Below are 13,568 nucleotides of genomic sequence, written 5' to 3'. Positions count from 1 at the left end.
CTGTAAATATTGCTTATCCGCTGATATTACTGGTATTTTTCCTCTAGTTTACATCTCACAGAAAATCAAATGAAAGCTGCCCGTCGATCCAGCTCTTTTGCTCTGCCTGATGAATCTCATCCTCTGGCCTGACATGCCCGATAAGGAGCGGCGAAAGCGGATCGTGATTCTCATTATTATCCATCACCGTCTTCGCATCATAGTTGGCATAACAGTACCTGCACATGTGAAGGCACGTGTTATACATGCCTATGTCATTCGCAAGATAGCACGCGCAGGAAGCCCGCGCATTCTTTACCTTTGGAAAATTCATGCTGTTATGAACAGCCTTTTCATACATTGGCTGAGTCATGCAGCCACTGCAGTCTGCGCCAAATACTTCCAGCTCATTTCCCTCAGCGCAGGGCCGAAGCGTCATCCCATGATCCTTCGCAATCAGAGCCATCTTTTCACCAAGGTACATTCTGTCTGCTTTTTCTAAGGGCTTCGCCTCGGGAAAGTTCTTTTTCACTTTCTGATAAATATCTATAAAGCTGATAACTGCCGTCTGTGTGTAGCCATCAAGGGTCGATGCGATCTCCTCGAACTTCTCAAGATGATAATCCTTCGTATATTTGTCATCCAGGAAAATCGGGTCATATCGCCATCCCATTGAATCCACGCCCGCAAACTCAGAGAGTCTTTTGAAGGTCTCTGCCACATCAGGTATATCCGGAACATTGGGCTCTATGTCCCTTCCGTAGCCCGTAATCGTCACATACCAATACATTCCATATGGTTTCAAAAGATCCAGATATTTAAGCATGGGTTTCGGATTCTTTGAGCAAAAGCAGATTATGTCAACCACCGAAGGATTTAGCAAATACTTTGTAATATATGTCATATTGTAAGGATTCCGCACATAGACAAAGCCCTCTTTTAGCCTGTTTGCAAACCAGTCAGCATAAAAAGCCGGAATATCTGTGCGAGACCCGGTCTGAATTATCATACTTATATCCTTTCAAATACTTAAAGCTCCATAATTATATTACGCGGAAACCACCACTTATTGCAAACAACTTATTTGGAAACAATAATTAAATTTGTCATATTTATAATCATTTAATAATATTATTTACTATCGGTACTCAACTTATGTTATGCTCAATATAGCAATAATTTTTTCACGGAGATTACGTTCATGCCACTTGCCTCAGACAATAGTCAGGAACGCAAAAAAATCGCGGAATACGTGGTTGCTAATATTGAGAAAGCACTGGAAAATTGCTGGGTAAAAGTTTATTACCAGCCTGTTGTTCGCGCGCTCACAGGGCAGCTTTGCGGCGCTGAATCTCTGGCAAGATGGATCGACCCTGAAATGGGATTTCTTTCACCTGATAAATTCATAGGCGCTCTCGAAGAGAGCAGGCAAATCCACAAGCTTGACTGCTGGATGGTTAAAAAAGTCTGCTCCGACATTTCAGAGCGTATTCATAATGGTCTCGATGCCGTTCCGGTATCGATCAATTTCTCGCGCCTTGACCTTGAAGCCACTGACATGCTCAAGGTTTTGGAGGATGCGGTGGACGAGTACGATATTCCCAGGGACTACATTCATGTTGAGATAACCGAGAGCATGATCGTATCTGACGCTGAGCTGATGTCCGGCATGATAGAGCGCTTCAGAAGCACCGGCTATGAGGTGTGGATGGATGACTTTGGAAGCGGTTATTCCTCTCTTACTGTCCTTAAGGACTATCATTTCGACACCCTTAAGCTCGATATGTCATTTCTTCGCTCCTTTGACGACAAATCCAAGGCCATAATTACTTCTACAGTCATCATGGCAAAAGAAATTGATATCATGACGCTGGCAGAAGGCGTGGAAAACCAGGAGCAGGTGGAGTTTCTAAAAAACATCGGCTGTGGCCGACTCCAGGGCTATTACTACGGCAAACCAATGCCCATAAATGACTTTTTTGACCATATCAAAGAGAGCAAAATTGAGATTGAAAAGAGGCAGTGGCGCCATTTCTACGATGTGGCCAGCTTCCATGCAAGGCATACTGATGAACCTTTGGCCATTTTAGAAGATGACAACGGAGTTCTCAGAACTCTTTTCATGAATGACATCTACAAAATACAGGCTTTTGGCAGATCCTACGACCAGGAAGATATCGATCAGAAAGTATTCCATTCCAACTCTCCCATAAATTCTCAGCTCAGAAAATTCGCTGATACCGTTGAGCAGAGTAAGAACCTTGAAACCTTCTACTTTACTGTTGATGGAAACATTCTTTGTCTTAAGGGAAAAGAGATTGCAGAAAACGCCGGAAGCCATATCCTTATGAGCTCCATTCGCAATATATCTTCTGATACAAATATTGAAAAAAGAAACAGCCTTGACTTCAGGTTAAAAGAAATAAATCACATGTTTGACACTGTGGCTCAGATCAATCCATCTAATAACACAATTATTCCAATGGTTGGAAAATTCCGTTATATGAAGGGCAGCTCCAGCGATGGCATGGATCTTAATACCTATACACAAAAGTTCAAAGAGGAATATATAGCGCTGGCTGACGCCAAGAAGTTTGATGTTTTCTGCGACTGGTCTACACTTAACAGCCGCATAGAAAACAGTTCCAAAGGCTATGTCGAGAATATGTTCAGGATCAAGCAAAGTGACGGTAATTATGAGTGGAAAGGCCTGTCGCTCATGCTTATTCCAGGAACAGAGGAACAAGAATTCCTCATGTGCACAAAGCCAACTCCTGACGATACCCACTCAATCCTTAACAAAATCCAGGAATTATACAACCGCGAAGACTACGGGCTTAATTCAGATGACTCACAAATGTATGCACAAATGTGGGAAAACACTGTAACTGCCTCTCATCTTAAATTCTTTTGGAAGGATAAAAACAGAAGGTTTTTGGGCGCCAGCAAAGCGTTCCTTGACTTCTACGGCTTTACCATCGACGATATCCTCGGTAAAGATGATGAGGACATGGGCTGGCATATCGACGGAAAAGCATACAGAAACGATGAACTTGATGTTCTTTCCAAAGGAGCCGTGGTTTCAGGTGTTCCGGGATACTGCATCGTCAAAGGTATTGTCCATAACATCATGTGCTTCAAAACTCCTATATATGACGGTAACGAGATTATCGGCCTGATGGGCTATTTCTTTGATGTTGATGAGGAAATGGCCAGAATAGACAAACTTTATAACGTAAAAAGAACTGACACTGTTACCGGTTTTATGAATAAAAAAGGTTTCCTTGATGCCCTTATTGATTATTCCCAGAACTACCATGACCTTGGGCGCGACTATGCTCTCATCATACTTAGAGACATAAAGCATGCGAGGGTTGCGGCTGACTATGGAGAAGACTTTATTAATAAGCTTCTGCAACGAATGGGCCAGGAAATACTGAAAGTCACAAAGGACCGCTGTGCTGTGGCCAGAATGATACAGTCAGATTTTGCGCTTCTTTTATACACCGATAAGCAATCTGAAGTTGATGAATTGTGCAGTCAGTTAAAAGAAGCAATTGAATCTATAAGAGAGCTCGATGGCAACAAGATGACGCTGAAAGTCAGCATTTCAGCAATGCTCAGATCTGACAAAGAAGCCACAGATGAAAACATGTACCACAAGGTCCTTGACCGCATTCAGCAGTAGACGGTACTTAAAAAGCATATCTGCTCAGGAGGTTTCCATGAACAGTAATGATAAATCTGAAAAGTTCGACTTTTTATGGCTTGTGCTTTTTTTGATCATATTCATTAACGGCTTTGAAGCAGGCGGCTACCAGGCCAGCCTTCGAAGCATCGGGCAAAACTACGATCTTTCCGAGACCTCCAAAGGCCTCTTTGCGGCAACTGAGCTCTTTGCCACCATGCTTGCCCCTCTGATCCTTGGCGCATGGGCAGACGCCAACGTCAAAACAAAGTGTATAAAGCTCCTGCTGGTGATCCAGTTTGTGGCCGCCGCAGGAATCCAGATAATTGGTCTACAAAGTGCATTTGTTGTAGGTGTGTTCTTTCTTGGCCTAACCACCAGTGCACTTCAGTTTATATCCATCGCTGCTCTTGCAGACTCCTATCCCATCAGCGGTAGCAAAAAAATCGGATTCATGACCTCCATGTATGCCCTGGGAGCTTTGGTGGCTCCGCTTGTTGTGGAGTATTACCTTGGACTTGGGCTTACCTGGAAAGTTCTTTTTACCATTCTCGCAGTGGGAAGCCTCATTTCTTTTGCCGGAATCATGGCATCAGGAGAGGGGAAAAGAGAATCTGCTGCCAGGAGAGCTGTCACAGATGGGTCCACAAAAAAAGAAACAGAATTCTTCCTTATGGGAATCCTGCTTCTTTGCGTTATCATGTGCATCTATGTTGGATTTGAAAACGGCTTTGCGTACTTTGTAGAAACTCTGTTCGCGGACGTTTTGGACTCAGGCCTCGGACGCTACGCCCTCTCAGTGTTCTGGGCAATGATGATCCCTTCGAGAGTATTCGTGGGCTATTTTGCAAAAAGAGCCAGAGCCATCCTGCTTACTGCCCTTGTGGCAATTCCACTTCTCACCGTCCTTGTAGCTCTTATGGATAACAGCCTCGTGGTATTTGCGCTCTGCATCCCTCTTGGCTTTGCCAGCGGCGCCATCTATCCATGCGTCCTCAATATGATGATTCCTTTCGCCGGAAAAAACACCGCCTTTTCGACCGGCATGATCACCACTGCAACGGGCATCGGCGGTGTTGTTTTCACAGCCCTCACCGGCTTCAATGCAGAACACCTGGGAATGAGAATGGCCATTGGAATACTGGCCGCCTTTTATATCTTCTCAATTGCCGCAGCTATCTGCGCCGGTAGGATGTACCTGAAGAGGAGCCAAGGCACCAATGGTGCCTCTTAAACCTCGTCTTGAACGTGCTTGATGAGACTGTAAAGCCCAACTACCAATAGTACAGGCAGTGCGATGTAAACAAGTCCTCTGATCAAAAGCCCGAAAAGAATAAGTGGAAGGAATACAAGTGTAAACATAATCTTCATGATTCCCCAGCTTGCTCTGAATGCAAAGCCGATCATCTTTCCAAAAATCCAGAAGAAAAATATTATAAATAATAGTGATAACATAATGAACACCATCCTTTCAAGAACATAAACTATTTTTTCTTATAGCTAAAGTATATTCCGGAAAGGCTTATGGATATATGACCGATACGGCGACTTTCTATTATTATTTTCACTTTTTTAGCAAAATATCGTGACTATTCATTATTACTGCAGATGTCGTCTCGGCTACTCCTTACTCCTGCAGATATAGTCCCAGCTGCAATCACCGCAGATATCGCTTCTGATACCCGCCTTGATGATCCTGGTCTTAACCAGCCCTGTGAACTTGTCAAAAGAAATCTCGCATCCATCGCTGAGTCCGCAAGCCTTCAGCACTTCTTTGTCATATCTGATAACCTTGTCCTGAGAGCTGCACAGGCCACCCTCATTGTTTGGACAATTTTTGCAGACAACATCTGTCTGAGCCTTCAGCACCACTTTCTGCTCCGGGGAAGCCTCTAGCTCTTTTATCACACGTCCCATATGGTCTGTAAAATCAGCACTGTAGCCCTTGCCTTCATAGAACTGAAAGCACATCCCATGATGGGGTCTTAAACATTTCTCCATGATATAAATCTTCTTTCCTCTTCTACTTCTATTGAAATATTAGTATTCCCATTGTTCGCAGCGGAATTTGCTTCCGAACCAGCATTGATAGTTTCCTGCCCTGATGCAGGCTTGTAATCGGATGAAACGCATGGAGGAAGATAAACCGAAAACTCCATTCTTCTGTGGCTCTTGTTTTCCGCATCGCTAAGATTGAAATAGTCATAACCAGCCAGCGAATCATCCCAGGTGCAATCCACATTGTGGAAACCGTCATCAAGCTTGATTATGTTCCAGGCATGGCGCTCGCTTCCGCCCCAACCATGACAATTGTAGGTCGGAACCTCAACAAGCTGCATCAGATACTGGAAGCAGCGGGCATAGCCTGCACATACAGTATTGTCCAATACCACCGAACTATAGGCACTCTGATCCAGCGAATTGTACTGATAATTGAGCTTATCCACTATCAGATCATGGATATACAGCTCTTTTTCATAAGGAGAACTTAAACTCCGAGCGCCTGCTGCCAGGCTCTGGGCTGTAGCCTCAAATTTGCCTCGCGCTGAAGCAATATCATTGAAATTCTTATAAAAATCAAAGTCAAACTCTATAACATTTCCATTGTAGTCATACTGGAAATAATAGGATATGTCCACCCAAAAGAGCTCCGGATGGTCATCCAAAAGACAGCAGAACGCGCTCTCCACCTCTTTATTGGTGGTTGCCTCATTTATGGGCGCAAACTTCGTGTTAAGCGCAACGGCATTGGCGTACATCTGCCTGTACAAAGCCTTGCATCTGTCGTTGAGCATATGATAGTAAGGATAGTAAAGTTCATCAAACTCCAGACCTTCACCGGTCTCACCCTGATCAATGCTGTCGATGATCTCCTGCGCCTGTTTTTCATCTTCAATATCAACAATCTCAGGTTGCGGCGAAAGCATATGGGAACTGTCTTTGGGGTAATCCCCTTCAGACGTATCTTCCGAAGGATTTATGAAAGCATCCACAAACTCCTTATAATCAGGATTGTTTTTGCTCTCTTCATCAACCACGCTGTCGTCCCACGCATCAACATAATCCTTGTAAGTCAGATCAAAATTATAGGGATGCGCTGTCTCTGGCCCATCTGTACTGACTTCTTCTGCCTCAGACTCTTTTTCTGTTTCCTCTTCCAAAGAAGTCTCTGTAGCTGCCGCTTCTGAGCTTGCTGCAGATGCGCTTGCTGCAGCCGCACTTTCTGCACTGATTCTCTTTTTCTCCTCAATGTCAGCTACGACCTGCTTTAGCGGCTCCGACAAAGCAGGATTGACTGCGCACAGTCCGATATACACGCACATCAAAATGATCAGTGCCAGTATGAAATACAGTATCTTTGCAAGAAAATCTTTCATCGTCACCTTCTCCTCTCATCCGTGATCCTTAAGGTGCCCAATTTTTTTAAGCAAAAAGAGGCCTCATCAGCCTCCCCAAGCGCATTATAACACTGACATATTATTATTTTGGAATATTAGCATAAAATTTTTTTAAATATTTTTAGCCATTTCTTTTCCAGGGTTCGGATAAAAGATCAGAACAGGCTAAGCTGTTCATAGTCACTTTTTCTATCAAGCTCTGGCATTGGCTCTTTTATCATTTCAAGGGCTGCAGCCGGGTCTTTTAAATAATCCCTGACATTTTCAGTATCAATCATGACCGGCATTCTATCGTGAACAGGCTTCATTGATGCATTTGCCGCGGTCGTCAGAATCACGCAAGAATCCTTGTTATCGCTAAGGTCATAGAAACCTGCAAGGTAAATTGGCTTTTCATCAGCTCTTTTGAACTTGAACTTCGTCTTACTTGCATCCCACTCATAGAATCCCGCAGCAGGCAGAATGCACCTACGATTCCGAATGCTGTCAGCAAACATCGACTTTTTTGTCACCGATTCAGCCCTGGCATTGATGATGAGCTTTTTGTCTTTGGATGTGATTCCCCAAAACAGATCCTCCAGCGCAAGGTCTTCGTTTGTGCCCTTGTTCCAGATGATTCCCGGAGTAGCCATCCCAGGAGTAATGTCTCCAGCCCTGGTAGCAAGCGCTCCCTTCGTAAGCTTTAGGTCACCCTCAACCTTATATGCAGCTTTGTCACTAAAGTAATATCTACAGCACATCTGTCCTCCTCGTTTAAGAAACAGGTCTTTTCAGCTCATCTCTATATTCACTAGCCATTTCGCAATATCTTTTTCCAAGAAATCGATAATAGTCCTCAGCCACCACCATCCTGGATGATTTCTGCCTGTTGCAGTTTCTGCACAAAGGCAAAAGATTTCTCTCATCATCCGTGCCGCCATGGTACTTGGGGACATAATGGTCTATCGTAACTTTCTGCCTCTCAAGATGCTTCCCGCATGCCGCGCATACCCCGCCTGTCTTTGCCATAATCCGGTCTTTTAGCTGCAACTTATGATTCTTGATTCCCCGCATAACTGCCCCCCTCTGCATTAGTTCATCTGTTTTCCTTGTTCTGCAAGTTCATCTGTTTTCCATATTCTCCAGCTTCATCTGCTTTCTTACAACTTCATCTGCCTTCCTTATCTTTTATCAATGCCTCTCTGATGGCCATTGCAATGACTTCATCCGGCGCCTTTTTCATGGCATCTGCCTTTGGATTGCTTTTTAATTTTATCTCTGGACGAGCAGCTGTTTCCGACTGTTTTTTATCTGTATTCTTTTTGTTAGGCATTGTTTCTCCTCGCTCTTGATCATGTGGGATAAATGTCGCCAATTTGGTAATCTTATCCCACAATCAGTAAAATACGGTGTTTTTAAATCATGGTGTTACAAATCAAAGCCTCTTCCAAAAAAATCTATTCATAGTGCTATGCACTACCTCTTTGGGGCGCTCGATCTCTTTATAGCCCTTCTTTTTGTAGATATAAATCGCAGCCATAAGATTGTCATGAGTCTCCAGATACGAAGCCTTATACCCCGCTTCTCGCATCTTTTCTTCGATGAAGTCTATCATTTCATAGCCTAACCCTGAGCCTTTTGCAGAATCCGCCAGGTATAATTTCTGCAGCTCGGCTGTATCTTTCATGGGCTCAAATTTGTCATATCCGATTCCACCTATAACCTGGCCATCATCCCCTTCGATGACAAAGTATTTCCGCCCATCGCCATCGTAATAGTCGCTCAGGTGGTCCAGTGCATCATCAAAATACACTGTTCCAGGAATATTAAGCTTAAACTTTTCCAAGTTGTTTCTGACAAGCGCAGCTACTGCGGCATTGTCAGCTTCTTTTATCTCTCTGAATTTGATCATCCCCATATTTCCCATTCCAAATCCAATCAGTTAAACTGTAATCTCTATCTCATTCCTCAGTCTTCTCCAACAAGATGGACGATTTCTGCCTCATGACCAACTGCAGGCAAAAACTTCCCAAAGATATCCTCAGTCTTTATCTTCAAGCTTGATGTGTTAACGCAAGGGTGGCAGCCTATGTACTCTCCAGCCTTAACGTCTTCGTCCACGAGAAGTCTTACGTCATGCCCCTTGTCATTCATAAGGCCCATGACGCTCACTGCCCCGGGCTCAATATCCAGAAACTTAAGCATGTCTTCAGCTTCTGCAAAAGAGAGCCTTGCTGAATTTATCTGACTAGACAATTCCTTTGTTTTAAACTTCTTATCTCCAGGCATTAAGAGCAGATAAAATGCCGTTTTCTGCCTGTTGCATAAAAAGAGATTTTTGCACATGGTCGTTCCAAGTGCCACATCTACTGCTTCGCAGGCCTCCATAGTCATGGCCGCTTCATGATCTACTCTCTGGTACTCTACTCCAAGCCCATCCAAAAAATCATAGACTCTTATCTCTCTTGAAAGCCTGCTTTCAGTGTTTTCCGGTCTTCCGTTATGTAATTCCATTTCCACTCCCATTACCGATCTAATCCTTCCAAAACTTTTTTATTACATTATAAGATTTTCCTACTACATACAACAATCTCTAAAATTAATCTAAAATATGCCATCCCCATGATGAAACGAAAGTTATGAATGATAAAATGTACATTAGCATACATTATAGCAACATTAATTCTTTTTGGGGGTTCTTAAATGTTATCTAAATTTTCCAAATTTATATCAATCATTCTTACACTTACTCTTTTAACAAGCACTTATATGCTGAGCGGATGTGCCGCAGACAATGACGAAGCCAGGGTAGCCAGGCTGGTAAAAAATATGTCCCTGGATGAAAAAATATCACAAATGATAATCCCGGCTTTCAGAACCTGGAACGAAGAAAATGTAACAGACCTTAATTCTTTCCCGGAGCTTAGTGATGCTTTAAGGCGCCATCAGTACGGCGGCGTGATCTTGTTTGGTTCAAATATTACCGGAAATGAGCAGGTGACAAGGCTCCTGCACGAGCTTCAGGACAATAATAAACATATAGAAGGCGTTTCTACGCATATTCCTTATCTGACTCCTGTGGACGAAGAAGGCGGAATCGTGATCAGGCTGACCTCGGGAACACGAATGACCGGAAATATGGCCATCGGAGCCACGACAGATTCAGAAAAAAATGCAGAGAAAACCGGAAGTATACTTGGTGAGGAGCTCGCTGCCCTCGGCTTTAATGCTGACTTTGCGCCGGACATTGATGTGAACAATAATCCGTCAAACCCTGTTATCGGCACAAGGTCTTTTTCCGACGATCCAGCCCTGGTGGCTAAGCTCGGCAACGCTTATGCGAAGGGCCTTGCCCAGAACAATATCATTGCAACTTATAAGCACTTCCCCGGCCACGGAGACACCAGTGTAGACAGCCACATCGGTACGCCTTCTGTTGAAAAGACCTATGACGAGATCAAGGAGACCGAGCTTGTGCCCTTTAAAGCGGCAATCGAAAATGGCGCTGAAATGATCATGACAGCCCACATAACTTTTCCACTTATCGACGAGCAAAAGACATTTGGAGATGGCGTAACTACCGGCTTTTTCCCAGCTACAATGTCCAAAAAGATCATAACTGACATCCTCAGAACCGATATGGGCTACGACGGCGTTGTTGTAACCGATGCCCTTGAAATGGACGCAATTGCTGATGCGGGTCTTGTTCCGGGTGAAAAAGACTCCTCAGAATACTTCGTAAACATCGCAAAAGAAGTAATCAACAGCGGCGTTGATATTCTGCTCCTTCCTATGGATCTGAAAAACGCAGAGGCTGCGACTTTCTATGATGAATACATCTCCGGGATTACGTCTTTAGTTTCTTCCGGCGAGATAAGCCAGGCCAGGATTGACGAGAGCGTAACCCGTATCCTCTCTCTGAAAGCGAGACACGGAATGCTGGACGAGACTGAAGAATCTGATATAGAAAAAAATGTGTCTGACAGTATCGCGATTGTCGGCTCCAAGGAGCATCACGATGCTGAAATGGACATGGCAAGACAGGCTATTACAGTTGTAAAAAATGATGACAGAACTCTTCCTGTCTCAAAAGAAACAGCGAATGTCTTCGTTCTTGGCAGACAGAATGCTGATGCCACAACTTTGCAGTATGCTATTGATGAACTGAAAAAGGGGGATTACATAGATTCAAAGACAAACATAAATATTGATTATTATTACGATTCCTCCGCCGATGTCAAACTCCACTACACAGACGAAATGAGTGAAAAGATATCCGGATCAGATGTCGTGATTGGCTTTTCCTATGCCTCCGGAAATGGCGCTCTGGATAAGACCAGTCCTCAATATATTGGAATTACCAGCGCTATCAATGACATTCACGCTGCAGGAGGAAAGTTCATTCTTGTAAGCGAAAACCTACCATATGACGCCGCTATTTATAAGGATGCAGATGCTATTGTTCTTGCCTACATGGGCTCAGCCCTTGGTACAGATCCCACAGATAAAACCGACAGTGGCTCCGGTCTAAAGGCCACAAACGCCAATATCGTAGCAGCCATCGAAACAGTATTTGGCTCAAACAAACCCCAGGGCCATCTTCCTGTAAACGTTCCTGATGTTACGGAAAATGCCGATGGCTCCTTAAGCTATAGCACTACTTATCTTTATGAAAGAGGCTTAGGTGTCACTTTAGAGTGACACCTAAGCTGACATTTAAAGAGATTGAGTTGACAGCTTTTCTCAATAAAGCTCTTTTAACGTCTCAAATATTGTCCTGGCTGCGAGCATAGAGCCTGCAGGTGAGGCGTGCCTTCTGTCCTCAAAATACAGATCAGTCTCGGGATGAGCATGAATCTGTTCCCACCATCTCTCCCCTACAGGAGCCACAAGACATCCATATTTTTCAGCCAACTTTCTGTATCTTGCTGACATTTCCGGCTGAAATTCCTCATTCCCTTCCTCTGTCCATGTCATATAAAAGCAGGCTTTTGCCTTGGTCTGCCTTATCCATTCCATTATCCTGTCCGCAGCGTCTTCCATCACAGAAAACTCGCCCATTGGGTGAGCTACATGCTGAAGAATTACAAAATCATAGTCCCCGTAAAGAATATTAAACCTGGTCTGCTCATTATCTGCATGATAGTCAAGTCCCATGCCGCCTTTAGTGAGCATCGTCACCTGCATATCAATGCCATTTTCTTTGCAAATGTCTTTGAACATCTTGGGCATATCATTGTAATACGTGTGGCTGTTTCCGATAAAAAGTGTCCTCATTTCTCCCTCCAATACTCTGGTTGCTTCGTCAGCTCTTTTTCATTATTGGTTTCTCACAGCATTGGGCTTTTGCGGAACTAATCTATTAACCTTCCGCTTGTCCACATATTCATCGCCATCTCAATCTGCGATATTTTTAAAATAATCAATGACATCAATAAGACTTTCGCAGACCGTATCTGCAAGCTCTCTCATCTCATCATCAGCAGGAATCATATCCGGAACCATGATTGGCTTCATTCCGGCTGCATGGGCTGACCTGATCCCGTTATATGAATCCTCGATGGCAAAAGAGTCTTTGGGATCCACCTTGAGTTTGTCGCAGGCAATGAGGTATATCTCGGGGTCGGGCTTTGATACCTTAACTGAGTCCCCGCCAACTATTTCTTCAAAATAGTCTAAAAGCCCTGCATCTTTAAGCTCCGCTTCCACGACCGCTTTTCTTGTGGACGATGCAACTGCACATCTCACATTCTCTGCCTTTAGGTACTCCAGGATTTCTTTTACGCCAGCCTTTATTGGGAGTCTGCCTCCATCGTATTTCTCATGGAAGAGTCTGCTGCTCTCAGAAAGAAGTTTATCCGCAATACCTTCGCCAAAGTCTTTTGAATAGGCATCCTCAACAATCTGCCTGGTCTGATTCATATTTGTTCCTATGCATCTGTCGAACACCTCGCGCACGTCAGTTATGCCATAGCCTGCTGCCGCCTCTGTCCATGTATAAAGACATGCCCTCTCCGAATCGAAGATAACGCCATCCATATCAAATATCACACTATATCTGCTGTTCATTCCGCTCTACCAACTCTAATAATATTTCTGAAAAACTCAACTGCATCAGTCAGATCATTTTCATCAGGATGCCCTTTACTTGTGCCACCGACCAACTTAAATGGTCCAAAAGTGTTATATCCGTGGCATGTGAACTTACCAACAACCTCAGCGTTCTTGTCTTTGACTGAATCTGCCATGGATTTTGAAAAATCTTTATTCATAGCACTGGTCATTATGTAAAAGATCTTTTTACCCTGCGGAAGATTTTCATGGGCAAAATTCTTCACCTGCTGATGGAACTGCGCAGCATAAATGCCTGAAGCAAAGCCTATCAAATCGTATTCAGACAAATCTTTCTTCTGCACCTGTGTGGCGTCGATCAACTCCACCTCAAACTCTTTAGCAATGGCATCTACCACCTTCTTTGTGTTTCCGTGATGTGTTGAAGCATAAACAATACAGCATTTCATTTC

At 43.8% G+C, this 13,568-nt stretch carries 15 protein-coding genes; 3 read left to right on the top strand and 12 right to left on the bottom strand.

The genetic code is table 11. The features are described from left to right. Nucleotides 1–55: 55 nt before the first annotated feature. Nucleotides 56–988 carry a DUF1848 domain-containing protein gene (locus tag C4S54_RS03545; protein WP_103868298.1) on the bottom strand — a complete coding sequence of 311 codons (933 nt, stop codon included), beginning with the start codon at nt 986–988 and terminating at the stop codon, nt 56–58. A 192-nt stretch (nt 989–1,180) separates the two neighbouring features. Here C4S54_RS03545 and C4S54_RS03540 point away from each other — a divergent pair, with 192 nt between their 5' ends. Both C4S54_RS03540 and C4S54_RS03535 read left to right on the top strand, forming a co-directional pair. Continuing rightward, nucleotides 1,181–3,667 (top strand): bifunctional diguanylate cyclase/phosphodiesterase, encoded by a 2,487-nt coding sequence (locus C4S54_RS03540; RefSeq protein WP_103868297.1) that lies wholly within the window; start codon nt 1,181–1,183, stop codon nt 3,665–3,667. Nucleotides 3,668–3,704: 37 nt separating this feature from the next. Continuing rightward, the gene (locus tag C4S54_RS03535) at nt 3,705–4,901 is read left to right on the top strand and encodes an MFS transporter (protein ID WP_160110667.1); all 1,197 of its coding nucleotides are present in this window, start codon (nt 3,705–3,707) and stop codon (nt 4,899–4,901) included. On the opposite strand, the gene C4S54_RS03530 is transcribed toward C4S54_RS03535, so the two are convergent. The 8 genes from C4S54_RS03530 to C4S54_RS03500 all read right to left on the bottom strand — a co-directional run bounded on the left by C4S54_RS03530 (nt 4,898) and on the right by C4S54_RS03500 (nt 9,558). Further along, entirely contained in the window at nt 4,898–5,122 is a 225-nt protein-coding gene (locus tag C4S54_RS03530) for a hypothetical protein (RefSeq protein ID WP_103868295.1), read from the bottom strand. The two genes, C4S54_RS03535 and C4S54_RS03530, sit on opposite strands and share 4 nt — an antisense overlap. A 165-nt stretch (nt 5,123–5,287) precedes the next feature. Continuing rightward, the gene (locus tag C4S54_RS03525; RefSeq protein ID WP_103868294.1) at nt 5,288–5,668 is read right to left on the bottom strand and encodes a DUF1284 domain-containing protein; all 381 of its coding nucleotides are present in this window, start codon (nt 5,666–5,668) and stop codon (nt 5,288–5,290) included. After that, entirely contained in the window at nt 5,653–7,044 is a 1,392-nt protein-coding gene (locus C4S54_RS03520) for a transglutaminase domain-containing protein (protein WP_103868293.1), read from the bottom strand. Before C4S54_RS03520 ends, C4S54_RS03525 begins: the two co-directional genes overlap by 16 nt. A gap of 176 nt (nt 7,045–7,220) precedes the next feature. Next, complete coding sequence (locus tag C4S54_RS03515; protein WP_103868292.1) at nt 7,221–7,805, bottom strand: SOS response-associated peptidase; 585 nt, start codon at nt 7,803–7,805, stop codon at nt 7,221–7,223. 13 nt (nt 7,806–7,818) lie between these two features. Continuing rightward, nucleotides 7,819–8,118 carry an HNH endonuclease gene (locus C4S54_RS03510; protein WP_160110666.1) on the bottom strand — a complete coding sequence of 100 codons (300 nt, stop codon included), beginning with the start codon at nt 8,116–8,118 and terminating at the stop codon, nt 7,819–7,821. A 94-nt stretch (nt 8,119–8,212) separates the two neighbouring features. Continuing rightward, the gene (locus C4S54_RS15920) at nt 8,213–8,377 is read right to left on the bottom strand and encodes a hypothetical protein (RefSeq protein ID WP_160110665.1); all 165 of its coding nucleotides are present in this window, start codon (nt 8,375–8,377) and stop codon (nt 8,213–8,215) included. A gap of 102 nt (nt 8,378–8,479) precedes the next feature. Next, nucleotides 8,480–8,956, bottom strand: a complete 477-nt coding sequence (locus tag C4S54_RS03505; protein WP_103868420.1) for a GNAT family N-acetyltransferase — start codon at nt 8,954–8,956, stop codon at nt 8,480–8,482. A gap of 56 nt (nt 8,957–9,012) precedes the next feature. Continuing rightward, complete coding sequence (locus C4S54_RS03500; protein WP_103868290.1) at nt 9,013–9,558, bottom strand: prolyl-tRNA synthetase associated domain-containing protein; 546 nt, start codon at nt 9,556–9,558, stop codon at nt 9,013–9,015. Between the two features lie 189 nt (nt 9,559–9,747). Between C4S54_RS03500 and C4S54_RS03495 the strand changes: the two genes are divergently transcribed. Continuing rightward, entirely contained in the window at nt 9,748–11,745 is a 1,998-nt protein-coding gene (locus C4S54_RS03495; protein ID WP_103868289.1) for a glycoside hydrolase family 3 protein, read from the top strand. Nucleotides 11,746–11,787: 42 nt separating this feature from the next. Here the strand turns inward: C4S54_RS03495 and C4S54_RS03490 are convergent, their stop codons facing one another. The 3 genes from C4S54_RS03490 to C4S54_RS03480 form a co-directional block, all read right to left on the bottom strand. Next, nucleotides 11,788–12,321: a hypothetical protein gene (locus C4S54_RS03490; RefSeq protein ID WP_103868288.1), complete on the bottom strand. Its 534-nt coding sequence runs from the start codon at nt 12,319–12,321 to the stop codon at nt 11,788–11,790. A 120-nt stretch (nt 12,322–12,441) separates the two neighbouring features. Further along, nucleotides 12,442–13,113 carry an HAD family hydrolase gene (locus C4S54_RS03485; protein WP_103868287.1) on the bottom strand — a complete coding sequence of 224 codons (672 nt, stop codon included), beginning with the start codon at nt 13,111–13,113 and terminating at the stop codon, nt 12,442–12,444. Then, nucleotides 13,110–13,565 carry a flavodoxin family protein gene (locus C4S54_RS03480; RefSeq protein WP_103868286.1) on the bottom strand — a complete coding sequence of 152 codons (456 nt, stop codon included), beginning with the start codon at nt 13,563–13,565 and terminating at the stop codon, nt 13,110–13,112. Before C4S54_RS03480 ends, C4S54_RS03485 begins: the two co-directional genes overlap by 4 nt. Nucleotides 13,566–13,568 lie beyond the last annotated feature (3 nt).

It is taken from the genome of Butyrivibrio sp. Su6, from assembly GCF_900108105.1.
GTDB lineage: Bacteria > Bacillota > Clostridia > Lachnospirales > Lachnospiraceae > Butyrivibrio.
This window is presented reverse-complemented; position numbering and strand designations above follow the sequence as displayed.